The sequence below is a fragment of the Murimonas intestini genome (assembly GCF_024622195.1).
Taxonomy (GTDB): Bacteria; Bacillota; Clostridia; order Lachnospirales; family Lachnospiraceae; genus Murimonas; species Murimonas intestini.
In genome coordinates, this window is record NZ_JANKBI010000014.1 from 1 (window position 1) to 25,124 (window position 25,124).

Annotated in this window: 21 protein-coding genes and 1 pseudogene; 4 read left to right on the plus strand and 18 right to left on the minus strand. The window is 46.5% G+C overall.

Annotated elements, in window-relative coordinates:
- A pseudogene (locus NSB28_RS17485) lies at window positions 1-456 on the plus strand (hypothetical protein); the annotation flags it as partial.
- 855 nt (window positions 457-1,311) lie between these two features.
- On the opposite strand, the gene NSB28_RS17490 reads toward NSB28_RS17485, so the two are convergent.
- The 13 genes from NSB28_RS17490 to NSB28_RS17550 form a co-directional block, all read right to left on the minus strand.
- Window positions 1,312-2,520 carry an aspartate kinase gene (locus NSB28_RS17490; RefSeq protein ID WP_109748026.1) on the minus strand — a complete coding sequence of 403 codons (1,209 nt, stop codon included), beginning with the start codon at window positions 2,518-2,520 and terminating at the stop codon, window positions 1,312-1,314.
- Between the two features lie 109 nt (window positions 2,521-2,629).
- A complete protein-coding gene (locus NSB28_RS17495) occupies window positions 2,630-3,829 on the minus strand; it encodes a cofactor-independent phosphoglycerate mutase (RefSeq protein ID WP_109748025.1) in 1,200 nt (399 codons plus the stop codon).
- 2 nt (window positions 3,830-3,831) lie between these two features.
- Window positions 3,832-5,064 (minus strand): homoserine dehydrogenase, encoded by a 1,233-nt coding sequence (locus tag NSB28_RS17500; protein WP_109748024.1) that lies wholly within the window; start codon window positions 5,062-5,064, stop codon window positions 3,832-3,834.
- 5 nt (window positions 5,065-5,069) lie between these two features.
- Window positions 5,070-5,513, minus strand: a complete 444-nt coding sequence (locus NSB28_RS17505; protein WP_109748023.1) for an ACT domain-containing protein — start codon at window positions 5,511-5,513, stop codon at window positions 5,070-5,072.
- Window positions 5,514-5,624: 111 nt separating this feature from the next.
- The gene (locus tag NSB28_RS17510; RefSeq protein ID WP_109748022.1) at window positions 5,625-6,503 is read right to left on the minus strand and encodes a TPM domain-containing protein; all 879 of its coding nucleotides are present in this window, start codon (window positions 6,501-6,503) and stop codon (window positions 5,625-5,627) included.
- The gene (locus NSB28_RS17515; RefSeq protein WP_109748021.1) at window positions 6,500-7,552 is read right to left on the minus strand and encodes a TFIIB-type zinc ribbon-containing protein; all 1,053 of its coding nucleotides are present in this window, start codon (window positions 7,550-7,552) and stop codon (window positions 6,500-6,502) included. The genes NSB28_RS17510 and NSB28_RS17515 overlap by 4 nt, the downstream gene beginning before the upstream one ends.
- 86 nt (window positions 7,553-7,638) lie before the next feature.
- A complete protein-coding gene (locus tag NSB28_RS17520) occupies window positions 7,639-8,883 on the minus strand; it encodes an SPFH domain-containing protein (RefSeq protein ID WP_109748020.1) in 1,245 nt (414 codons plus the stop codon).
- Window positions 8,884-8,897: 14 nt separating this feature from the next.
- Window positions 8,898-10,008 (minus strand): peptide chain release factor 2 gene (gene prfB / locus NSB28_RS17525; protein WP_109748019.1). Its coding sequence is split into 2 segments (ribosomal slippage): window positions 8,898-9,932 and window positions 9,934-10,008, totalling 1,110 coding nucleotides; the frame shifts between segments, so codons are not numbered across the junction.
- A gap of 118 nt (window positions 10,009-10,126) precedes the next feature.
- Window positions 10,127-12,697, minus strand: coding sequence for a preprotein translocase subunit SecA (gene secA / locus NSB28_RS17530; RefSeq protein WP_109748018.1), 2,571 nt, complete (start codon window positions 12,695-12,697; stop codon window positions 10,127-10,129).
- A 216-nt stretch (window positions 12,698-12,913) separates the two neighbouring features.
- Window positions 12,914-13,441 (minus strand): ribosome hibernation-promoting factor, HPF/YfiA family, encoded by a 528-nt coding sequence (gene hpf / locus NSB28_RS17535; protein WP_109748017.1) that lies wholly within the window; start codon window positions 13,439-13,441, stop codon window positions 12,914-12,916.
- A gap of 104 nt (window positions 13,442-13,545) precedes the next feature.
- Window positions 13,546-14,322, minus strand: coding sequence for a phosphoribosylformimino-5-aminoimidazole carboxamide ribotide isomerase (hisA, locus tag NSB28_RS17540; RefSeq protein ID WP_109748016.1), 777 nt, complete (start codon window positions 14,320-14,322; stop codon window positions 13,546-13,548).
- A gap of 145 nt (window positions 14,323-14,467) precedes the next feature.
- Window positions 14,468-14,860 (minus strand): hypothetical protein, encoded by a 393-nt coding sequence (locus tag NSB28_RS17545; RefSeq protein WP_109748015.1) that lies wholly within the window; start codon window positions 14,858-14,860, stop codon window positions 14,468-14,470.
- A gap of 92 nt (window positions 14,861-14,952) precedes the next feature.
- On the minus strand, window positions 14,953-16,413 hold the full coding sequence (locus NSB28_RS17550) for a spore germination protein (protein ID WP_109748014.1): 1,461 nt from the start codon (window positions 16,411-16,413) through the stop codon (window positions 14,953-14,955).
- 212 nt (window positions 16,414-16,625) lie between these two features.
- Here NSB28_RS17550 and NSB28_RS17555 point away from each other — a divergent pair, with 212 nt between their 5' ends.
- A complete protein-coding gene (locus NSB28_RS17555; protein ID WP_109748013.1) occupies window positions 16,626-17,534 on the plus strand; it encodes a phosphatase PAP2 family protein in 909 nt (302 codons plus the stop codon).
- The gene (locus NSB28_RS17560; protein ID WP_109748012.1) at window positions 17,531-18,373 is read left to right on the plus strand and encodes an acyltransferase domain-containing protein; all 843 of its coding nucleotides are present in this window, start codon (window positions 17,531-17,533) and stop codon (window positions 18,371-18,373) included. The genes NSB28_RS17555 and NSB28_RS17560 overlap by 4 nt, the downstream gene beginning before the upstream one ends.
- Before the next feature lie 2 nt (window positions 18,374-18,375).
- Here the strand turns inward: NSB28_RS17560 and NSB28_RS17565 are convergent, their stop codons facing one another.
- Complete coding sequence (locus NSB28_RS17565; protein ID WP_109748011.1) at window positions 18,376-19,734, minus strand: MATE family efflux transporter; 1,359 nt, start codon at window positions 19,732-19,734, stop codon at window positions 18,376-18,378.
- A gap of 10 nt (window positions 19,735-19,744) precedes the next feature.
- Window positions 19,745-20,614 carry a DegV family protein gene (locus NSB28_RS17570; RefSeq protein WP_109748010.1) on the minus strand — a complete coding sequence of 290 codons (870 nt, stop codon included), beginning with the start codon at window positions 20,612-20,614 and terminating at the stop codon, window positions 19,745-19,747.
- Window positions 20,615-20,737: 123 nt separating this feature from the next.
- On the opposite strand from NSB28_RS17570, the gene NSB28_RS17575 reads away from it, so the two are divergent.
- Window positions 20,738-21,259 (plus strand): hypothetical protein, encoded by a 522-nt coding sequence (locus NSB28_RS17575; RefSeq protein WP_243134933.1) that lies wholly within the window; start codon window positions 20,738-20,740, stop codon window positions 21,257-21,259.
- Between the two features lie 102 nt (window positions 21,260-21,361).
- Here the strand turns inward: NSB28_RS17575 and NSB28_RS17580 are convergent, their stop codons facing one another.
- The 3 genes from NSB28_RS17580 to NSB28_RS17590 are packed head-to-tail and all read right to left on the minus strand — an operon-like array spanning window position 21,362 to window position 24,974.
- On the minus strand, window positions 21,362-22,783 hold the full coding sequence (locus tag NSB28_RS17580; protein WP_109748009.1) for a hypothetical protein: 1,422 nt from the start codon (window positions 22,781-22,783) through the stop codon (window positions 21,362-21,364).
- Window positions 22,780-24,609 carry a M56 family metallopeptidase gene (locus NSB28_RS17585; protein ID WP_109748008.1) on the minus strand — a complete coding sequence of 610 codons (1,830 nt, stop codon included), beginning with the start codon at window positions 24,607-24,609 and terminating at the stop codon, window positions 22,780-22,782. The genes NSB28_RS17580 and NSB28_RS17585 overlap by 4 nt, the downstream gene beginning before the upstream one ends.
- Entirely contained in the window at window positions 24,606-24,974 is a 369-nt protein-coding gene (locus tag NSB28_RS17590) for a BlaI/MecI/CopY family transcriptional regulator (protein ID WP_109748007.1), read from the minus strand. The genes NSB28_RS17585 and NSB28_RS17590 overlap by 4 nt, the downstream gene beginning before the upstream one ends.
- Window positions 24,975-25,124 lie beyond the last annotated feature (150 nt).

A 25,124-nucleotide genomic window follows, 5' to 3' on the forward strand; every position in this document is an offset into this window, starting at 1 on the left:
ATTAAGCTTTCAGATGTTTATGAAGTGCAGGACAGAGAAATATCTTTGGAATTAAAAGCAGTAATGCTGAACATAAATAGAGGCCATAATGAAAGGCTGATGAGCAAATGCAAAACGCTGAAGGATTACAGCATTTATGTGGATAAGGTAAGAGAATATACAAAATCGATGCCGCTTGAAGATGCTGTAGAGAAGGCAATCACAGAATGTATAGAGGATGATATTTTGGCAGAGTTTCTGAGGAATAACAGAACGGAGGCAAAGAATGTGAGCATTTTTGAATATGATGAAGAAAGACATATGAGACAGACAAAAGAAGAAGGCAGAGAAGAGGGAGCAGCGCGGGTGAACCATTTAAACAGACTTCTTGCCCATCAAAACAGAACAGAAGATATTGTCAGAGCAGCAAACGACAAAGAGTGGCAGGAGAAGTTGTTTGAAGAATTTGGATTATAAATGAAACTGTCAGACACTGCAGGCATTTCGTGATGGCATACTACAGAATTTAAATTTGGGGGAATGTGTGCTTTGTCAGCAGAGATACTGTCTGCAAGCAGAAAGATGAATCGTCATAAACAAGCATCATATCAGTGCGGGTATATATCCTCCACTGAAATGAAATCACAGTTATCATTTAAACCGGATTAAAGGAAGCAAATTTTGTAGGAAATTGCTGTTTAACGGAGTAACAGGACGCTTTGTGCGGGAAGCGGTGAGCTGTCAGGAAGGGGGCGGTTCTAAACAGGCTTGGAGTGAGTTGGAAAGCTACTATGTATACGAAAGAGTTTGGTTAAAATCTTTTCCATGGAATTACCGTTTTCGTAATCCGATATTTACAAAAAAACAGTTCAATCCAGTTTTTGTAAAAGCCTATTTTTCACTTACAAGCTATCAAATTAATATCCAACTCTATATTTATAGGGAAATAGAATACCCTATATATTTTGAATATGGCAAATAATTGCTACTGATATGTTCCGGGAATCCAGTAAAGTAGTGACTTCACCCATACCCCAGCCTCATTACGGGAGCCAGCTTTGCATCGATAACCTTGGCATCAGTGGGAGGGGGCAGGCGTGGGGAGAGGTTCGTGGTGAAGGACTGTAGCGAGGAAGATGAAACTCTTAGGCTCCGGTATCTGCGGTCATACCGGCCGCCTTTCGCGGTTCGAGCAAATACCGGAGCCTTAGAGTTTCACTCCGCAGCGGTTTGGACAGAACCACGAACCTCTCCCCACCCCTGCCCCTCACGCTGATTCACAGCCTAAAATGCAAAGCGTCCTCCCCGCCTCTAATCATCTAAACAGCAATCTTAATCTGCCAGCCCAAACGCATCATGGCAGGCAATCAGAGCTTTCTCAGCATCCTCCTGGGCGACAAGAACCGTGATACGTATCTCTGATGTAGAGATCATATTGATATTGATTCCTGCATTGTAAAGGCTTTCAAACATCTTTGCCGCAACACCCGGATTTGATACCATTCCAGCGCCCACAATAGATATCTTGGCGATATCCCTCATACATGTCACTTTCTGCGCTGTGATCCTGGTCTTATTCTTTTCTATAAGGCTGATCACCTCATCCACATCATCCTCATCCACGGTAAAGCTGATGTCCTTTGTACCGTCACGCCCTACTGACTGCAGGATGATATCTACATTTATATTATTCTTAGAAAGGGTATTGAACAGCTTAAAAGCGATTCCAGGTTCATCCTTTACCCCTAACACGGAAATTCTGGCCGCTTTTTTATCCAGCGCAGCCCCGCTGATCAACATTCTCTCCACACTGACTTCCTCCTTGACCACTGTACCTTCAGAATCATTTAAGCTTGAGCGCACCACCAGGGTGACACCGTATTTTTTTGCCATCTCTACGGAACGGTTATGTAAGACACCGGCCCCTGACGTAGCCAGATCCAGCATCTCATCATATGTAATTTCTTTTAATTTTCTGGCATTCACCACGATCCTTGGATCAGCAGTGTAAACACCGTCCACATCCGTAAAGATCTCACACGCGTCCGCATGAAGCACAGCCGCCAATGCCACAGCCGTGGTATCAGAGCCGCCTCTGCCCAGGGTAGTATAATCTTCATACTTATTAACTCCCTGAAATCCCGTGATGATCACAATTTTCCGGTTATCCAGCTCATGCCGGATACGCTCTGTATCAATGTCCTTCAGGCGGGAATTCCCGTAGTTGGACGTGGTGCGCATTCCAATCTGGAATGCATTCAGAGATATGGCAGGCACACCGAGGGCATGCATTGCCATGGCCATAAGGGCTACAGATGTCTGCTCCCCCACAGTCATGAGCATATCAAGCTCTCTCTTGGGCGCTTTCGGGTTGATATCCCTAGCCTGCTCAAGCAGATGGTCAGTGGTCTTTCCCATAGCGGAAAGGACTACTACCACGTCATTGCCTTTTTGATATTCCTCGATACACCTGCGGGCCACATTAAAGATACGATCCTTATCTCCCACAGAAGTACCGCCGAATTTCTTTACTATCAGCATAACTTCCTCCTAAGTTTTCATTTCCGCATATGGCATAAAAGCACGATCTTTCAGTGACGGACCCGGCCCGCCTGACGGCTGGCCGGCTTCATCACTGAAAGACCTTATTTTATGCTGAGAACAGATGCTCCATCAGAGTGTGGCCTTCAGCAATATAATTGCCGGAAGCCGCTGCCTCCTCTTCATTATAATTCCATGTGTTATCAAGCGGCCTGCTGCTGTCGTATAGAAGATACGGCACAGGCGCTGCTGTATGTGTCCTCACGCGGATCGGCGTCGGATGGTCAGGCAGTACAAGAAGACGGTACTCTTCCCCTGAGGCATCCATGCGCTCTACCACGTATTTTATCACACGTGAGTCTATATATTCAATAGCTTTTATCTTTCTTTGCACACTTCCCTGATGGCCCATCTCATCCGGAGCCTCCACATGTATGTACGCAAAGTCATATCCATCTTCCAGCAGAGCCTTCACAGCAGCCTCAGCCTTGCCTTCATAATTTGTATCAAGCCCTCCGTTAGCGCCTTCTACAATAATATTATCCATGCCTGCACCTGCAGCGATCCCCTTAAGGAGATCCACAGCTGAGATCATAACGCCCTTCTTATGGTACTTTTCCTCAAATGAAGTCAGGGACGGCTTTGTGCCTGCTCCCCAAAACCAGCAGCTGTTGGCAGGATTTAAGCCCTGCTCTTTTCTTTTTACGTTGACCGGATGGTCCTTTAATATATCATAGCTTTTTTTCTGCATCATACGCAGCATCTCGTCCTGAGGGAGATACTGCCCTATCACCTGCCCCAGCACATCATGAGGGGCTGTAAGCTTTAGCACGCTGCCCTCCTGCCATATCAGACAATGGCGGTAACTGGTGCCTGTATAGAACCGGTATACATCACTCTCCAGCTCTTTTCTGACAGCCTCCAGCAGGATGGCAGCATCCTCTGTACTGATCTCTCCTGAGCTGTGGTCGATGATCGTCTTCTCCTCATATGGTTCTTCTTCCGAAAGCGTCACCAGATTGCAGCGCAGGGCCACCTCTGTATCCTTCATAGGTATACCTATGCTCAAGGCTTCCAGGGGAGAACGCCCTGTATAATATTTTTTCGGGTCATACCCCATGACTGACAGATTGGCTGTATCGCTTCCGGGGCTCATTCCATCGGGGATCGTATGTACCATGCCCACCTCAGAAAGCTTTGATAAACGGTCCAGCTCGCCAGTCCCGGCAAAAGCGATCGGCGTTCTGCCCCCCAGCTCTTCTATCGGCTCGTCAGCCATCCCGTCTCCTAACACGACGATATATTTCATTTTTATCTCCCTGCCTTTACACGGCGCATGCGGATCATATTGATCACAGTCCCAAGCTCTGCTGCTTTCTCCTTGTACTCTGCTTCAGATATGGTTCCTGTCTTAAATCCGAACTCTCCGTCCAATCCAGGTACAGTCACTACCTCCACGTCCCCAAAGAGCTCTCTGACCCTGGCCAAGTCAGCAGCCGGGTCGCCTTTGACTCTCACGAAGAATCTCCTTCTGGAATTGCTGATATCTGTCAGCTCCAGTTTATGGCTGCTCCAGAACGACATAATGCTTCTGTGAAGATGTTTTGCACAGTCAACTACGTCCGAGACAACTGCGCTGGCTGTAGGAAGCTTGCCCGCACCGCTGCCGTAGAACATGGCATCCCCCAGCACATTTCCGTGCACGAATATTGCATTAAATACGCCGTTTACGCTGTAAAGCGGGTCAGTCGGCCCGATCAGGCACGGAGCTACCATAGCATAGAAGCTGTCATCTACTTTCCGGCTGAAAGCCAGAAGCTTGATCGTCTTGCCCATTTCTTTTGCATACTTAATGTCATCAGCTGTTATTTTTGTAATGCCTTCTGTGTAGATATCTTCATAGTCAACCTGACGGCCCAGAGCCAGAGATGAGAGAATGGCAATCTTGCGGCAGGCATCATGGCCTTCCACATCTGCCTCGGGATTGCGCTCCGCATAGCCCTTCTCCTGTGCATCCTTTAAGACTTCTTCAAAGCTGGACCCTTCTTCGGTCATCTTCGTCAGGATATAGTTTGTTGTCCCGTTCAGAATACCTGTTATCTCATCGATCTCATCTGCTGTGAGAGAAGAATTCAGGGGCCTTATGATGGGGATACCGCCGCCGCAGCTTGCTTCAAACAGATAGTTTAAGTTCCTCTCACGGGCGATCTCCAAAAGCTCAGCGCCATGTCTGGCAACAAGCTCCTTATTGGAGGTACATACGCTCTTTCCTGCCAGAAGCGCCCTCTTAGTAAATGTATAGGCAGGCTCCACGCCTCCCATCACCTCTACAACGATCTTTATTTCCGGATCCTCCAGAATGATATTGAAATCATGTACGATCTTTTCCTGGATCTTGTCTCCCGGAAAATCCCGCAAATCAAGTACATACTTGATATTGATTTCTTCCCCTGCCTTCTTATTGATGCTGGCATGATTTGTGTCGATGACCTCCACGACACCTGAACCTACTGTTCCATATCCTAACACTGCTATCTGTATCATATTTTTCACTCCCTGGCTAATATTTTTAAATAATGCACACCATTCTTAGATTCTATCTCTTCAATCATTCTGGACACATCCCCCGTAGTCGGAAGGATATCCACACTGAGTGTCAGCGAAGCGATCCCATTTACAGGAATACTCTGATGGATCGTCAGTATGTTGGCATGGAAATCCGCCACTGCTTTTAAAACATCTGAAAGAAGTCCTGGTTCATCATCCATCTGAATCACAAAGGTAATCGTCTTTCCCCTGGCATTGTCATGAAAGGGGAATATATCATCTTTATACTTATAGAAAGAACTCCGGCTGATCCCTACCCGGTCTGTCGCTTCCTGTACGGTTTCCACCCGCTCTGACTCTAAAAGCCGCTTAGCTTCCACTACTTTCTGCAGAACCTCAGGCACGGCTTTTTGCTTTACCACAAAATATTGACTTTTATCTGCCATTACTACCTCCCGCGCACCGGATAAGTACGCACCAGAAACACATTTGTAGTCACATGGAAGATAGTATCACATTTTTTTCCATGGTGCAACCATTTTTTCTCTTTTCCTTAATTAAAAGCCTCTCCCGGCTCCCCCATGAGTCCCTCCGCTGCTGGATGTATGGGTGGTGCTGACATTGCTGTGTCCGCCTCCGCTTCCACCGCCGCCGTTATTCTCATTCCTTGGGATAACTCTTTGGGTAACATGTTTGTACATGAAGCGGTCTTCCTGTTTAGTGAGGTTCATCCTGCTCTTCTCCCTGTAGGGATACTTGTAATGTCCCCATTTGAGCCTGTACTTCCCAACCACGCCTCCGACGCATGCAGCGCCCGCTGCCAAGGCCGCGATTGCCGCGATCAGGGCTTCCATAAGAGTAATGCTTCTGTTCCGCCTGTATGTGCCCGTCTCCGAATCATAGATATACAGCTCCTTTGGCACTCCCTGGTTATACCAGGCCAGGGTATCCTTCAGAAAGCTCTCAAACACACCTGAATAATTTCCTCCGGCGGCATAATTTTCCGCATTATCCAGCATATTCTCCAATCTGTCATCCGTGAGATAGTAGACCATATTTCCCGAAGTGGAGATCCACAGATTGCGGCTGCTCATATCGATCAGGAAGCAGACTCCATCCTTATCTTTGCCGTACAGCTTATCAAAAAAATCATCTGCATAGCTCTCTGAGCTCTTACCTTCCGCATAATCAGTAGTCACTAACACTACTTCCATGCCGCACTGCCCTGTCAGTTCCTCTGCTTTTTTTTGCAGCATATCTGCTTCCACATCTGTGAGCAGGCCTGCCTGGTCATAGACCCTGCGCTGAGGTCCATCTGCCCTGGCCCCTGCACCGCAGGCCAGGAACGCGGCCATCCATACCATACACAGCGCCAGCGCCATCAATAGAGTCTTATACACTCCCTGCCGCGGATATCTCTCATTTACAGCCTTCATATGAAATATCCTCCTAAAAGTAAGATTAAAAATACAGGCACAGCTACAGCTGCAAAGAGTATTGCCAGCCTGCCGTAGTCCAGAGGAAGCTTTCCGCAGACTTTTTCAGTCTGCCCGTTCATTGTATAATAATATGTCTCCCCATTTCTGCCCCTGTATGTCAGCACCCAGACAGGAAGAAGGACATATTCCCACTTTTCTTTCTCAAACGTGATATTCGCATTCTTTTTGACCACGGAAGAATACCCGCTGACAGTATCCCGGAGCATATTTTCTGAATACTCTCTGATGTCCTGCCTGGCCTGGGATGACAGGCCGTCTTTTTCAATATCCCTCTTTTCAGCCATAAATCCTGACAGATAACTCATCGTAAAATCCTTCATCCCGTCAGCGTTAAAAGGCTGCACTCCTTCTGCCAGTGTCCTGTCATTCTTCTGAAGGGCATTGCGTGTATACTCACCAAAGTGTATAGTGCCGGCCCGCTCAACCTCATAATGGCTGGTCTCCGTATATTCTATATTTCCGCCCCTCCAGACTCTCACGTTTACTGCCTCAGCATCCAGCTGGCCCTCCACTTCTGCTGTGTAGATCCAGTATGGATAATATACACCTGTTATCTTCTCTATCTGGTCCTTTGAAAAAAAGCTCCCCGGCACAAACCGCCTGCTATGTACATATTTCAGGAAACTTTCCACTGCCTTCTCCCTGTCCACTGCAAAAGGGATCACTTTATCGGGCAGATAGCGGCCTGAGAGCCTTCCCGAGAGGACGACAGGATTGTGGCAGTAATAACAGAAGGTAGCTGCTGTGGTAGGATCTGTCACGATCTCTGCCCCGCAGCTGGGACACGAATAAACTGCTGCATCGCCGGCTGCTTTTGAAGCTTCCCCTGCCTGCTCTGATGTATTCTGCTTCCTTCCGGCATCTGTCTTATCCACGTCCTCCTGACTGAAATAGGACATGCAGTATCCACATTTATACTGCTGGGAATCAGGATCGAACTTCAGGTCTCCGCCGCAGTTCGGGCATTTATAAATAATTGCTGGCATCTTCTTCCCTCCTTATAACGCAGGGGAGCCATCGTCCCGTCCAACCGGTCCGAAATTCTGGCTCCCCTGTTCATTAACATGTATATTTAGCTGCGCGGTCTGCCGCATTCCGCACAAAACTTTCCTGTATTGACTGTGCCACAGCTGCAGGTCCAGTTTCCCTGGACCGGACGCGGACTGCCGCACTCACTGCAGAACTTCCCTGCATTTACATTGCCGCAGCTACAGGTCCAGTTACCTGCTCCCGGGGACCCTTGCTGCACCTGATCCATCTGCGGGACCGGCCGTGTGTTCTGCCCCTGGTTCATCTGCTGGCTCTGGTACATCTGCTGCTCCTGGTTCATCTGCATCTGTCTCATATTTGCTGAAGATGCCGCCCCCATAAAACCTGCGCCAGTCTGCATGCCGGCTCCCATTCCCATAAATCCGGTCATGGCGCCTGCCGCATTAGATCCGGCTGCTTCCAGGCCCCTTGCAGCAGCTCCCTGCATATATCCTTCCCTGATTGTTGGATCACCCAGCATGGCGCCCTGGTTTCTCAGGTTGATCAGCTTCTGGGACTCCTCGTCATAAGAAATGCTTGCTATCCCCACAGACTGTATCTCAATGCCGCGCATCTTTCCCCACTCATCATCCAGGGTATTAGACATATACCTGCCCAGTTCTCTGCTCTTAGAGGACACAAATGATATCCTGGTCCCGTCTGCAGACATCTGGTTGATGGATGTCTGAAGTGCCTCCAGAAATTCTGCCATGTACTGTTCATTGATGTCTTCTATTTCCAGATGACTGCAGTTTTTCGGCACTACTTCACAGTAGAACTTAAGCGGATCCACGATCTTGATGGAATAACTTCCATGGGATCTTAAAAACAGCTCTGCATTGTAAAAATTATCAAAATAGTTGATAGGATTCCTGGTTCCGAATTTAATGCCCTTTATTTCCTGAAGATTGATATAATACACCTTCTGGGATACAGGCGTCCCTCCTCCAAACCGGATCCTGGAAAATGCTTCATGGAGGGCATCCTCAAACTGCCCGTCAAACATTGACGGGGATGAGGAATTCTCTACCGTAAAATATCCGGGCTCAGCAGTATAATCTATGATCTTGCCCCCATCCACCAGAATCATGAACTGATTGTCGTAGACATGGATCACAGAACCATTTGATATATTGTCGTCTGTCCCCTTCCTGTTTCCGCCTTTTCTTATCTTTATTCCTTTGGTAAACAGGGTCTGGCCTCCCATCTCGTCAGGCTCTATCACTTCCTGCCACTGGTCAGCCAGAGCACCGCCAAATGCACCTGCTGCCGCTCTGATAATTCCCATGGTATTTCCTCCTTTTATTCACCCAGGGCCATCCATTTGAGATAGGAATTAATGAACAGATCAATATTGCCATCCATGACACTGTCAACATTTCCTGTCTCAGCATTCGTCCTGTGGTCTTTCACCATTGTATATGGCTGCATGACATAAGAACGTATCTGGTTGCCCCAGCCTATTTCCTTGACTTCACCGCGGATTCCCGAAACTTTTTCTGCATTCTCCTGCTGCTTGAGCAGATACAGCTTTGCCTTCAACATCTGCATTGCTTTATCCTTATTCATGTGCTGGGAACGCTCATTCTGGCACTGGACAACGATACCCGTAGGCAGATGGGTAATGCGGATTGCCGACGATGTCTTATTGATATGCTGGCCGCCTGCGCCGCTGGAACGGTAAGTATCGATCCTCAGATCCTCATCACGCACCTCGATGTCAATGTCTTCCTCAATATCCGGCATGACATCACATGACACAAAGGAAGTCTGCCTTTTTCCTGCCGCATTAAAGGGTGAAATCCTCACTAACCTGTGGACTCCCTTTTCCGCCTTGAGATAACCAAAGGCATTCTCACCTCTGACTTCAAATGTGACTGATTTAATACCCGCCTCATCACCGTCCAGATAATCCAGGACCTCCACGTCAAAGCCCTTCTTGTCAGCGTACCTGCAGTACATGCGGTACAGCATGCTGGCCCAGTCACATGACTCAGTGCCGCCCGCTCCCGCATGCAGCGTTATGATGGCGTCATCCTTGTCATATTCACCTGAAAGCAGAGTCTTAAGCCTGATATTATCCAGATCACCTATAAACTCATCAAGGCATTCCTGGATCTCCGGAATCAGTGAGGCGTCATTCTCCTCATATCCCATCTCTATAAGCGTCTCAATTTCTTCATACAGCTCTTTAAGATGTGCATATGTCTCCACATCATCCTTTAAGCTTTTCAATGTTTTCATGGACTCCTGTGAGCTTTCCGGGTCATCCCAGAAATCAGGAGCCTCCATTTCTCTTTCTAATTCCTGGATACGCTGCTCTTTGTTAGCCAGGTCAAAGTGAATCCCTCACTTCCACTAAGGCATTTGTGTACGATCCAAGCGTACTTTTAAACTCATCTAATTCTACCATAGCTTCACCTTCTTTCTATAATCTCTTTTTTATTCTGTCTGTATTACTGCTATCTGCGGCAAAGAGGCCGCTTATAAAAACGGCCTCTCTGGCAGTATATCTCAAACTGTTACTCCGCCTATGCTCTTCTGCCGCAACACTGTTTATACTTCTTTCCGCTTCCGCAGGGACACGGATCATTCGGGTATACCTTATCGGCCGCGCGGCGTACAGGAGCCTTCGGTCCTGTCTCATCTTTATTTGTACCAGTGATCTTGGCTACTTCTTCTCTCTCTACCTTCTGCTCAATTCTCACATGGTAGAGAAGGCGCAGCGTATCTTCCTGGATACCGGCTGTCATGGCATTAAACATCTCATAACCGCTCATCTTGTATTCTACCTTCGGATCACGCTGTCCATATGCCTGCAGGCCAATTCCCTGACGGAGCTGGTCCATATCATCAATGTGATCCATCCACTTGCGGTCGATGACCTTCAGCAGAATGACGCGTTCCAGTTCACGCAGCTGCTCCGGCTCCGGGAACTCAGCTTCTTTCATTTCGTAGAGCTTCACTGCCTGTTCCTTCAGGCTCTGCTTCAGTTCATTCTTTTTGTTTATTTTTCCAAGCCCTTCATGGTTCACCGGCTCAAGAGGTATGATCGGGATAAGAAGTGAATTCAGTTCATTCAGATCCCAGTCTTCTTTGTCCTGGTCATCTGAAATACACATGTCCACAGTATTATCTACAATGTCAGTGATCATCTTGTAGATAGCATCCCTCATGCTCTCGCCATCCAGCACACGGCGGCGCTCTGCATAAATGATCTCGCGCTGCTCGTTATTTACCTGGTCATATTCCAGCAGGTTCTTACGTATACCGTAGTTATTGCTCTCGATCTTCATCTGAGCTTTTTCAATGGCATTTGAGAGCATCTTATGCTCGATCTGCTCATTCTCAGCCACACCAAGGGACTTAAATACACCCATCAGTCTTTCTGAACCGAACAGACGCATCAGATCATCTTCCAGTGAAATATAGAACCTGGATTCTCCCGGATCACCCTGACGTCCTGAACGTCCGCGCAGCTGGTTATCGATACGCCTTGACTCATGGCGCTCTGTACCTATGATCTTCAGTCCGCCGGCCTCTCTGGATGCATCGTCCAGCTTAATATCTGTACCACGTCCTGCCATATTGGTAGCGATGGTAACGGCGCCGTGCTGTCCTGCCTGTGCAACGATCTCAGCCTCCAGCTCATGGAACTTGGCATTTAACACCTGGTGCTTGATTCCTTTTCTTTTTAGCATGCCGCTGAGCAGTTCAGATGTCTCGATGGTGATGGTACCTACAAGTACAGGCTGTCCCTTTGAATGTGCGGCCTCAATTTCCTCCACAACTGCATGGAATTTCTCTTTTTTTGTCATATATACCGCATCTTCGTTATCTTTACGGATAACAGGGCGGTTTGTCGGGATCTCAACAACGTCCATCCCGTAGATATCACGGAATTCCTTTTCTTCTGTGAGGGCTGTACCTGTCATACCAGATTTCTTCCCATATTTATTAAAGAAGTTCTGGAAAGTGATAGTTGCCAGGGTCTTGCTCTCTCTCTTCACCTTCACATGCTCTTTTGCCTCGATCGCCTGGTGCAGGCCGTCAGAATATCTTCTTCCCGGCATGATACGCCCGGTAAATTCGTCTACGATCAGAACCTGATCCTCTTTTACCACATAGTCCTGGTCACGGAACATGAGGTTGTGCGCCCGCAGGGCCAGATTGATATTATGCTGGATCTCCAGGTTCTCCGGATCAGCCAGGTTTTCGATATGGAAGAATTCCTCCACCTTCTTAATACCCTGCTCAGTCAGGTTCACTACTTTATCTTTTTCATTTACAACAAAATCACCTGTCTCCGTGATCTCCTCACCCATGATGGCAGACATCTTGGTGACCTCACCGCTGGCTTCACCTCTTTCCAGCTGCCTTGCCAGGATATCACAGACTTCATAGAGTTTTGTCGATTTTCCGCTCTGTCCTGAAATAATAAGAGGTGTTCTTGCCTCATCGATCAATACAGAGTCGACCTCATCGATGATGGCATAATGAAGATCCCTTTGAACAAGCTGCTCTTTATAAATTACCATGTTATCTCTCAGGTAATCAAATCCCAGCTCGTTGTTGGTAACATAGGTAATATCACAGGCGTAGGCTGCCCGTCTCTCGTCGTTTTTCATAGGATTCAGTACACATCCTACTGTAAGGCCCAAAAATTCATGTATCTTTCCCATCCACTCAGCGTCACGGCTGGCCAGATAGTCATTGACCGTTACGATATGCACGCCTTTGCCTTCCAGGGCATTTAAATAAGCCGGAAGAGTAGACACAAGTGTCTTACCTTCACCAGTCCTCATCTCTGCAATACGTCCCTGGTGCAGGATCACACCGCCCACCAGCTGTACACGGTAATGCTCCATATTAAGTACACGCTTGCCGGCTTCTCTGACCGTTGCAAAAGCTTCCGGCAGGAGATCGTCCAAAGTCTCACCCTCAGCAAGCCTTTTTTTGAATTCCTTCGTCTTGCCGCGCAGCTCTTCATCTGATAATGCCTGCATGGACGGCCTCAAAGCTTCTATCTTATCCACGATGGGATTGATCAATTTCAGTTCCCTGTCACTGTGAGTCCCGAATACTTTTTCAATCAGTTTCATTATTATTCTCCTATACTTTCCAACATAAGGGTATCCATTTTACCCCAGTCTTAATAAACACCCCTATATTCTAACACTTTAGGGACAGTTAGACAATAAATTTTTTGTGAACTTATGTTTAACGAAATTAGAATCTGTATTTGCAGAACCGCAAATAATAATTGGACCTGCCGTCTGGCAGGTCCATATACTTACTATTATTAAAATAATGTGTTTTTATACTTCCGGTTCGATCAGACCGTATGTATTTCCTTTTCTCTTGTAAACTACATTCACTTCATCAGTCTCCGCATTGCGGAATACAAAGAAATTGTGGCCTAAGAGTTCCATCTGTACACATGCGTCTTCCGGGAACATAGGCTTCATACCAAAGTGTTTTGTACGGATGATCTTGATCTCCTCGTCGTCCTCCACTTCCTTGTCTATAAATTCCTTGCGGAAATTTCCGCCATCCTGATGCTTGTCGATAATCTTATTCTTATATTTTCTTAACTGTCTCTCTATAACTTCTTCCACAAGATCTATGGAAACATACATGTCATTGCTGACCTGTTCAGAACGGATGATACCACCTTTTACCGGAATAGTGACTTCGATCTTCTGCCGCTCTTTTTCGACACTGAGTGTAACGATGATCTCGGTTTCAGGAGTAAAATATCTTTCCAGTTTTCCAAGCTTGTCCATTACTGCATTTCTTAAGCCCTCTGTAACCTCAATATTTTTTCCGCTAATTGTATAAGGCATGATGTCCAACTCCTTTGCTCTTTAATTTATATCCCAATTATACCATATCCTGAACATTTTACAACGAAATTCATAAAAAGTTTCGAATTTTATTTATGCTTGTTTTATTTATCACACAATTTTAACACTTCTCTGTATTCCACAGGGCCGCCATAAAGGTCAAGAGCGCTTCCCACAGTCACATCCAGCCTGTTCCTGCCGCACCTCCTCAGCGTCTCCAGGTCAGCATAGCTTCCCACGCCCCCGGCATAAGTGACAGGGCATCCGTCCCAGCTTCCCAGCAGCTGCGCCAGCCCTTCTTCTATCCCCTGCGCCTTTCCTTCCACATCAACAGCGTGGACCAAAAACTCATCACAGCTCTTGGCCAGCTCATCTAAGACCTTATGGGATAAAATGACATCTGTAAACTTCTGCCACCTGTCTGTGACAATATAATACTGCCCGTCCCTGCACCGGCAGCTCAGGTCCAGAATCAGCCTCTCCCTTCCTGCCGCCCTGACCATCTTTTTCAGATTTTCATAATTCAGAAGTCCATCCTTAAATACAAAGCTGGTGACAATAACGTGGGAAGCCCCCGCTTCCAGATATTCGCCTGCGTTCTTATCTGTGATGCCCCCGCCTGCCCCAAAGCCTCCCGGCCATGCCCGCAGAGCCTTAAAGGCCTGCTGCCTTGTGGCTTCATAATAGGGGGAGGAAGAAGGATTCAGCAGGATAATATGCCCTCCCCGGATATTATCTTTTTTAAAGAAATTGGCATACCACTCCCCGTCCTGCCCGGAGACAAAGTTTTCCCTTGCACTGTCACCCTTGTCCCTGAGTGAGCCGCCTACGATCTGTTTCACCTTACCATTATGTATATCGATACAAGGCCTGAATCTCATGCATAACCTCCTGATTACTTAAAGTTATACAGAGTTTAGCATAACAAAGTGCTCCATGCAAGATAACATTTGGCTTAAGCGCAGATAATGCGGCCCCAGCTTTTAAGCAGCGCCGCATTAATAATCACCCATACAGTTTTTAGTTTTATCTGTTTGTTCCCGCCGTGCCTTCTGCCGGAGCCCCGTTCTCTGCTGTCCCGTTTCCGCCGCCTTCCAGGTCATCCTTGATATCTCTGGCGCCGTCTTTGATATCATCGCCGATTTCGTCCAACAGACCTTCGCTGCCTGCTGTGTTTGTTCCGTCTGTTGCATCGTTTACATTGCCTTTATTGTTTGTTTCAGTCATATTTTCTGTCATAGAACTTGTTTCTGCCGGAGTTGTCTCTTTTTGTGTCTCTTTTGTTGTCTCTTTTTTCTCTGTAACAGCTTCAGTCTGCTTGGAAGTATCCTTGTTATTATCTTTCTTTGTGCATCCTGCAGCTGCCACCAGACATACTGCCAGTACAGCTCCGGTCATAAATTTTTTGAACTGTTTCATAATGATTCTCCTTTTCTATTAGTTTCTATAAGATTTCTCTTCGGGAATAATATGTGTCAAAAAAACCTTTTTATACATCATTTTTAATTTCCTTACTCATAATAATGGCTGATCCTGACCCTGAACAGCCTTCTTGCCAGCTGCCTGCCTGAAAATGGTATCAGCGGATAGAGATAGCTCTTTCCTGAGACTGTCTTATTAAGCGCAATAAACAGCATAGAAATAATAACTCCTGCTATCAGTCCATAAATCCCAAATATAGCTGTCAGCACCAGCATGATCAGCCGCATGAATTTCAGCGCATATCCCAGTTCATAGCTGGCCTGGGTATAATTGGCTATTGCCACAAATGCCATATAAAGCATAGTCTCAGAATTAAACCAGCCGGATTTCACTGAAAACTCTCCCACCACAAGAGCTGCAATAACGCTCAGAGGCGTTGTCAGCATGGAAGGCGTATTGATAGCCGCCAGCTTCAGACCGTCTATGGCAAATTCCAGGATCAGAAGCTGCGCGATCAATGGCACATTAACAGGATCACTTATTTTAATAAACTCAAGAGATCCCGGTATCCATTCCGGATTCTGCATGAGCAGCAGCCAGACAGGCGTCAGGAATAATGTCATAACACTGATGCAGAATCTGGTCACCCTCAGATAAGTTCCGGTCACAGGCGGAAAATAGAAGTCATCCGCCTCCTCCAGAATATCAAAAATTCCAACAGGAAGTATCATTGCTGCCGGGGAATTATCTATCAGTATTGCTATCTTTCCCTCAAGAATACTGGCCGCTGTGGCATCCGGCCGCTCTGTATATTTGAATTTTGGAAACGGATTATACCACTTTCTTCTGTAGATACACTCCGCCAGGCTTTCCTGATTCATGGTAAGGGCATCTACTTTCATATTTTCAATCCTTTTTTTAAGCTCTGCCAGAAATTTCTTGTCCACCCTGTCGTCCATATAGCTGAGCACAATATCAGACTGGGATGAATTGCCGGCTTTAAGCATCTCCATCACAAGCTTGGGGCTTCGTATCCTTCTGCGGATCAGGGCCGTGTTGAAAACCACAGTCTCCACAAAGCCGTCTCTGGAACCTCTGAGTACTTTATCTTTCTCCGGCTCCTGTACACTGCGCATGGGATATGTCCTGCAGTCAATGGCAAAGCATTTGCTGTATCCGTCTATGAACAGGCACAGGACGCCCGACAGAATATTTGTCAGGATCTCTTCTTTGTCATCCAGCAGGTCCACTTCCACATAAGGCATGTTCTCATGGGACAGCCCATGGCTGTCCTCCGGCAAATCCTCCGGTGTTATGGAGTAGAAATACTCCATCAGCTTCTGCATGATGGTATCCTTTACGAATCCATCCATAAAATAAATACTCGCATTTTTATCTGCCACCAGGGTCATCTTATAAATAATATCGAAATTTTTATCAACCTGGAGCTTGTCATGGAAATACTGCATATTCTCAAAAAGACTGCTGCCGATTTTCCCTGACGCTGCGTCCTCTTTCTCCTGTACGCCTTTTATTTCCTTTTCTTCCATAACCTTTGTTCCTTTCTAGTATATTTAAAATAGGATTTCCAAAAACTGCAAAAATATGCATGTAACTGTAACGGTACTGAACAGTTACAAAATATTAAAATTATGATACAATGAACACGGAGCATGTTTGAAAAATACTTTCCGTGAGATGTGCAGCACAGTTTGCGGAAGGCTTCTGCCCATTCTAAATTTAATAAAGGAGATTTTTTACTATGGATTTTTTAAGACTGTTAGAAGGAATACGGACACCTTTCCTGGATCAGATATTTCAGTTTATGACTTATTTTGGCCAGGATTTTCTGGTGCTGGGCATTATCTGCCTGCTCTACTGGTGTCTGAACAAAAAACTGGCCTACGAGATCGGCCTGTCTTTTTTCACCTCCGGACTTATCCTGCAGAATCTGAAGATCACCTTCAGGATCCCCCGTCCCTGGGTCCTTGATCCTGGCTTTAAGGCGGTACCCTCTGCCATACCTGCTGCCACAGGATATTCTTTTCCCAGCGGACATACCCAGAGCGCCACTACTCTTTTCTCTGGTCTGGCTCTGAATATAAAGAAAACCTGGGGAAGGATCATATGTATTGTCCTGTTCCTGCTTGTGGGCTTTTCCAGGATGTACCTGGGTGTCCATACACCTAAAGATGTTGTCACTGCCATGCTTATAGCCCTTGTTGTGTCCTGGCTGATTCACAGGCTCATGGCATCCCTGAAGAATACAAAGAAAGAAAATATCATCATAGCCATCGTACTGGCTGTATTTTCTATTGCAACTGCCTGTTATTCTCTGGCTCTGCTGGGCAGCGGGACTATCGAAGAGGCTTACGCGGCAGACTGCTGCAAGGCGGCGGGCGCAGGTCTGGCGTTTGCACTTGGCTGGTACCTGGAACACACATATATCCACTATGACACGAAAGCCTCCCTTTCATTCCAGGCAGTAAAATTTATAATAGGACTTATTGTCACTCTTTTACTCAAGACAGGACTTAAGGCTCTTCTGGGCGCCTCTGTCCCGTCAGAAATGTTCCAGTATTTTATTCTCGTCCTGTGGATCATAGTTATCTTTCCGTTTCTGCTCACTGCCTTCACTAAAAACAGGCACAAAAAGGAGAAGCTTTCATGATATCACTAAATGAATTATGCAGGCTGATCAGCCTGCCGGATGAAGCTGCTGACCTGGTATGTAAAATTGCAGAACGGCTGGACTGGGCTGCCGCAGCTCCAGCCATAAAACTCTTCTATTCCCGGGATACATGGATGGACGGAGTCTGTACGCTGAGAGAACTGTTCTCTCAAGAACAAGAAAATAAAAATGGCTTCCATATGCTCACCTGCATGCTGGAAACCTCCCGGAAGACATTTGAAGATTACATAGATCTGGGGATCGGTGAAAAGATTTTTGCAGATACCTTTAAGATGTTCTCAAGATTCGTTGGAGAACATAAAGAGAGTTTTGGCGAATATGGCTTCGACCGTGATTTTTGGACCTGCCGTATCATCGCCATGGAAGATTTCCGCATCGGTGAGATGGAATATGAGATGGAGACAGTTGACGGACACCCCAGAATCAACCTCCATATCCCATCAGACGCTTCTCTGACACCTGAATGCTGCCGCAGCTCGGTCAGTGCTGCAAAAAGCTTCTTTGAGAAATTCTTTCCCCAGTACCACAGCGAGGCGTTTGTCTGCAGTTCGTGGCTTCTTTCTCCCAGGCTGGAACATGTCCTGAGGGCAGGATCTAATATCATGAAGTTTCAAAATGCCTTCCGCCTGATCGAGGATCAGCCTGATGACATAGAATACATGACCTGGGTATTTAAAAAACCCGGGAGCTCATTAGATGAACTTCCCGGGCATACTTCACTTCAGCGGAACATCAGACAGTATCTAAAAAGCGGCGGTAAGATCGGCAGTTCAATAGGCATTCTGGAAGACGAAGACTTCGGGACTGCCTGTGTCTGATCTCACTCCGCTGCCACCATCTTCTCTTGTTCCCATCTCATCAGCCTCTTCATCCTGACAAAATAGACAGGAATCAAAGGAATCAGGGCCGATACCCAGGCACAGGGATCGGTCAGACAGATTCCCACATATCCCAGGGGCGCAGCCAGCAGCACTATAGCCAGCCATCTGGCGAACAGTTCAAAAACTCCTCCCAGCATAGGCACAAAACCATCTCCCAGCCCCTGCAGCACATTTCTGAACAGAAAGATAGTCCCCAAAAATGGATAAAACCACATACTGATGCGGAACATCTGCCTGGCTATGGATCTTATTTCCCCGGTTGGATCTTTCACAAACATGGTAACCATGGAATCTCCCAGGAAGTAAACGATCAGTGCACAGACTGCGCTGCCGCCCAGCACAATAAAGAATGCCTGCCTCATCCCTTTCCTGATCCGCTTTATCTTTCCTGCGCCCGCATTCTGTCCTGCAAAGGTAGCCATGGTGACTCCCAGGGACGGAAATACCTGGACTATAATATTCTGCACCTTAATAGCGGCTGCGAACGCTGCAATATAAGCAGACCCCAGCAGATTTAAGGAAGCCTGCACGATCATTGTGCCAAGACCTGTTATGGAAAACTGAAGCGCCATGGGTATCCCCATAACCATAAGCCTCCAGGCGCTCCTTCCGTTAAATCTGGCATCCTCCCTGCTAAAATGCAGAATCTCAAAATGCCTGCGCACATAAAAGAAGCAGAGTACTGCAGATACACCCTGTGCCAGAACTGTAGCATAGGCGGCTCCGGCCACTCCCATGGGTAGCACTGCTACAAAAAGCAGATCCAGGCCGATATTGAGCAGCGAGGAGAGTATCAGGAAATACAGCGGCGTCTTACTGTCCCCCAGAGACCTGGCAGTACCCGCCAGCATATTGTACATGATAGTTACAGGCAGCCCTGCATAGATAATGGCAATATAGCTGCGCGTATCTCCAAAAATATTATCAGGTGTATTCATAAGCCTGAGGACCGGTTCATTTGCAATAAGCAGGCCTGCGGTCATAACTGCCGCCATGGCCGCACAGAGATAAATGGACATAGCCACATAATGACGCAGACGTTTGTGATCGCCTGCGCCAAAGCTCTGCGCTATCAGTATGGCAAACCCGCTGGTCATGCCGCTCACCCAGCCGATCACCAGAAAGTTAATGGAACCGGTCGTCCCTACAGCTGCCAGCGCATCCACGCCTAAAAACTGTCCTACAATGATCGAGTCAACGATATTATAGAAATTCTGAAAAATATTTCCGATAAGAACGGGAATCGTAAACATGATGATCAGCTTAAGCGGATTCCCCTTTGTCATATCATTTGTCATCGATGCTCCCTTATCTCACATCACCCATATAGAAAAGCGCCAGGGTACCGGGTCCTGAATGGGCTCCGATAGTAGGCCCTACCGGGTTAATAAGGAATTCCTGGATCCCCAGCTTTTCCCTGATCATATCCCTCAGATACTCCGCATCTTCCAGGCAGTCTCCATGGCTGATGAATACAATATCATTCTTGTCCCTGTAGCTTCCGATCTGCTTTTCCATGGATTCTACAAGGGCAGCTATAGACTTCTTCCTCCCTCTTACCTTGGATACAGGGACAAGGTGACCTTCATCATCCACATGGAGTACAGGTTTGAGGTTCACCATAGTTCCCAGAATGGCTGCGGCTTTTGAAACACGGCCGCCCCTGTAAAGATGAAACAAATCATCCACGGTAAAATTATGGACCATATGCAGCTTATTATTTTCTATCCAGCTGACAAGTTCATCATATTCCATCCCCTGCTCCTTCAGCATGACAGCCTTATGTACAAGCAGGCCTTCTCCAAGGGACGCGCACAGTGAATCGATAACTGTGATCTTAACATCTGGATTCTCCTCCATAAGCTCCTCAGCTGCTATCCTTGCACTGTTATAGCTGCCTGAAAGTCCGCTGGAGAAAGCTATATGAATAAGGCGGTTCGTCCTTTCCAGAAAGACCTTCAGTTCTTCCTTCGCCTCATCAGGATTAACCTGAGATGTAGTAGGCATAGAGCCTGCCCTCATTTTAGCGTAGAACTCCTTATATGGAAGTTCATTCTTTTTACTGTATGTTTTCCCATCTATCATATAAGTCAGGGACATAACGCCCAGACCATGCTCCTGGAAATAGGAATCCGGCAGATCTGTCATATTATCAGTAGTTATTAAATAATCACTCATTCTCTTTTCCTCCCATAGAAAACTTTTTTCCATCATAGCATCTTTTCAAAAAATATGCAAATAGGAATAAAAGGCTGTACTGGAAAATAGACTATATAAAACAATGGTTAGGGGGGATTATGGATGAGTTCTAAGACAAAAATTATGGTATTTAAAATGCGTGAAGTTATTTATACCGGGATTTTTGCTGTACTGGGAATCATACTTATCGTACTGATGATAATCATGTTCAAGCCGAAAAAAGAGGCTGAGAGCGCACAGACCGCGGCTGACGCCGCAAAATACACTGCGGGTGTCTACACCTCCGGGATCACCATAGGTGACAGCGCCATAGATGTGGAAGTGGTGGTGGATACAAGCCATATCAACTCCATACGTCTTGTCAATTTAAGTGAATCTGTCACCACAATGTACCCTCTCGTACAGCCTGCCCTGGAAGACCTCGCATCTCAGATATATGAGTCTCAGACAACAGATGGCATCACCTTCTCTGCCGACAGCAAATATACCTCGCAGATACTTCTGGATGCCATCAAGGACTCCCTGAACAAAGCCAGGGTCAAAGACGGCAGCAAGCCTGACAAAGAGTCTGCAGACGAATCGGAGACAGAAACAAAGGCGCAGTCTGACGATGATGATGACTGACACAGCCAGAAAATCAAGTACCCCGCAGCCTGCTGCAGGGTATTTGATTCTCACGGCAGCCGCTGCTGCTTTACAGGAAGTCCTCTCCATGCCGCACAGTATCTAATCCATCTCTTCTGAATCGAAATCCTCTATCTTGTAACCTGTAAATTGTATTTTATCTGTGGAGGCAGACGCACCAGCACTTTCAATAGCACTTTTTAGCTGGTCTGCAGTAAACTTCCCGGGATTTTCTGATTTCTCAAGTATATCCATGACCCCGGCCTTGACCGAGTCTAAAAACTGCTCCCTCTCACCGACAGTCAGCTCATCTGCAGCCAGTATCCTGTATGTAAATGTATAGTAAGCATATGATATTCCTGTGGCAACCTCATCTCCAAAGACATCTTCCTTATGCTCAATCTGGAAATAATCGCTGTGCTCAGGATCCACAGTCTTTCCTGAATAGACTTCCTTAGCCCTGGCGCTGTATTCCTTTATGGAGGTTTGTATAATATTATTCAGGAAATCTTCCTCTTTGCCCGTGCGTTCATATTCGGATGCCCACAGAACTGCCTCGTAAGCTTTTAAAAACTCTTCCGTCATTTTTTCCCCATTCAGTACAGAATTTACTTCCCGGTTAAATTCACTCACAGGCATAGACTCATAATCCGAAAAATGGAGCACATTCAGCACAACGTCATATTGCTCTTTTAACTCTTCCTTAGACACAGTTTCATTGGAAGTATCATCTGAGGAATTCTCTGAAATCCCATCATCCTCAAGTTCATTCCAGTAGGGCTGCCAGTAATAATACAGATATGGATCAGTATCCGCTGAAACTTTATCTGGATCTGTTTCCAGTATCTGGATCAGTTTCTCCTTCAGTACCTCCTCCATCTTCTGCTCATCCCTGAGCTCTGACTGGTCAAATTGATCTAAAAATTCCTGCATCTGCGTCTGTACGCCCTCAAGCGCCTGATCCCTCTGGGCAACCGTCATATCTTCCAGACTGTCCATGTCATAGTCAAAGCTGAATTCCGCATACGCGCCTGTAAGCACTACCTTGTCACCATAGATATCACCGAAAGTCTCCACTGAGGCTTCTCCTGAATAGTTGGGCTTCTCCTTATGGCAGGCATTATAGTGAAGTTCTGAACACTCCTCCCATGTATTTGAAAGTGTCGTCATAAAAAATTCATATTCCGGGTCGTCATCTCTGAGCCCCCAATATACCTTTTCCAATATACCCTCTGTCTTATGGAAGGCTGTCTCATCCTCCCAGTCCAGCACTTTCTTATTATAATCCCCCACCTTCATTGATTCATACCCGTCAAACTTTAAAGACACAGCGAACTCATACTCATCCTGTGTATATTTCTTATCGTCTGAACTGTTCCAGTTCCCGCCCCTTACTAAATGCCGCTGGTATGCAGCCTTTTCTGCTTCCGGAGTCCGCAGCAGCGCCGCAGAAACATTTATCTTTCCAAAGCAGAGGCACACAGCCATGCCTGTCATCAATATTCCTATTCCTGCTTTTCTCATAGCTCCTCCTTATTCTCTATCTCAAAATAATCGATCTCACCGCCAGTGAATTCAATATGTTCGTTAGATGCTGATTTCCCTATCTTCTTTAATTCTTCCAGCGCTTCTTTTTCTCCTTTTTCTTCATCGGCAGATATATTTCCTGATTCCAGATAGTCCTGAACCCCCTTCATCACATCCTGAAGGAACTGGTCACGTTCTCGTACTGTAAGTTTGTCCTGGTCAAGGATTCTGTACGTAAACCTATAATCAATCATCCCAAAATCAACTGTGACCTTATCCCCAAACACGTCTTCTTCTGAAGTTATCTGTGCTGTGCTGCTGAATGAGGGATCTGTACGCCGGCCGGAATAAACTTCATCCATACGGGAAGAATATTCGGTTAATGAGGCGTTTACCGTATTGCACAGATATGCCTCATAAGGATCGCCGGCCGGGAGCATGCTCATAACTACTTCATATAATGTATAGAGCCCTGTATCCATGAAGTCCTCTTCTGATGAGAAAACCGCATTTATTTTTCTGTTAAATTCAGCTATTGACATATCCTCGTAATTTTCAATTGCCACTGCATTTATAAGCCTGTCGTACTGGGACTTCGCATACTCACTGTTAAGTGCATATTTCTTCATATCAAAGTTCCAGTCCTCTTCCCCTGTCTTTCCCTCCAGAATATCTGATCCTTCTCCATTAGCCAGCTCTGTTTCAATTGCTTTCCCTGTCTCATTTTGCTTCTCTGTCCCGCTTGCTTCCCCAGTCTCACTAAGTTTCTCTGTCTCATTTATGTCCTGGACAAGGGCGCCTTTTTCACTGCCTTCCTTCAGGGCCTCTTCCCCGGCAGCCATAACCTGACCGCTCTCTCCCTGGGCATTTGGAAGAAACAGGCTGAGTGCTGCAGCTACCATCAGAAGCGCTGCGACTGTGCTGATCACGGTAGTTTTTCTTGATTTCATAACTGCTGTTATCCTCTCTTTCATAGCGTTTTTACAAAAACTGTTTACAATGGGTGAACAGCCGCTGCGGTGCTCCTCAAGCCCTACAAGTGTCAATGCATAGGTGACGCGTGCCTGGCTGCCGTACTGCCTGATCACATAGTCATCACAGGACAGCTCCAGATCTCTGTTTGCAAGAATATACATGACCCAGACAAGAGGATTAAACCAATGTACACACACAAGCGCCGCCAGCAGCCATTTGAACAGTGCGTCAAACCGGCGGATATGGGCAAACTCATGGGCAAGTATAAAGGAAAGTTTATTCTCATCCATCAGGTTCAGATTCTTAGGCAGCAGGATAACGGGCCAGAGGATGCCGTATGTCAGAGGAGAGTCTATCTGGTCACAGACACGTATCTGTATAGGCCTGCGCAGCCTGTGGTTTTCCAGCCACGTCTTCACATATGAATTTTCAATAGGAAGAGAAGCCCTGTATATCCTTTTCCCCCGCATATGAGATACCCAGAAGCTCAATGCCACAATAACCGCCACAGCTATCCATATACCCGTTATTACAGATACAGGTACACCGCCCGGCATAGAACTGCTTCCAGATAAACCTGCCGTAGCCTTCATTGACAGCGGTGTCCTCTCCGTAACCAGCACGCCTCCCCGGCGGGCAGCATGCGCCAGCCGTTCTGCCGCAGTATAAATACTCACAGGCGAGGTGACTGTCACCGGGAGAGTCAGTCTCAGGAAGGCTGCAGCCCACAGCACCTTCACAGCTGTTTTTGGTATTTTGTTAAAAGTTGCCGCTCTAAGAACAGTGATCGCGATTATAAAAATGCCCCCATACAGGCTCATTTCTATAAAAGACATCGTTGAAATCATCCTTCCCCCTCCAATCTCTCGATCAGTTGCTTCAATCTGAGGATCTCCTCCCCTGACATCTTCTTCTGTCCCAGAAGTGATGCCACAAGGCGGTCCGCAGCGCCCCCATAGTTACGTTCAATAAACTCCTCCGTCTCCTGCTCCAGTACTTCTTCCCTGCTTATCAGCGCATGGCACATAAAACCCGGATCACTGCGGCGAATTGCACCCTTCTCAATGCATTTCTTAATCACAGTATAAGTAGTCGTCTTACTCCATCCTACTCTGATATTTAATTCAGCCGCAATCTCTTTAGCGCTCATATCCCCGTTGTCCCATATACATTCCATAACACGCTTCTCTGAATCAAACAATTTTAAGCTCAAGTCAAATCACCTCCTTTGTTCTACTCCATTAGAATATAATTTCATTCTACTCCCATAGAACAGAATTGTCAAGCACATTATTCTATTGGAGTAGAATATTTTATATAAATAAAAAGACAGTCTGCCCTGATATTCTCAAAGCAGACTGCC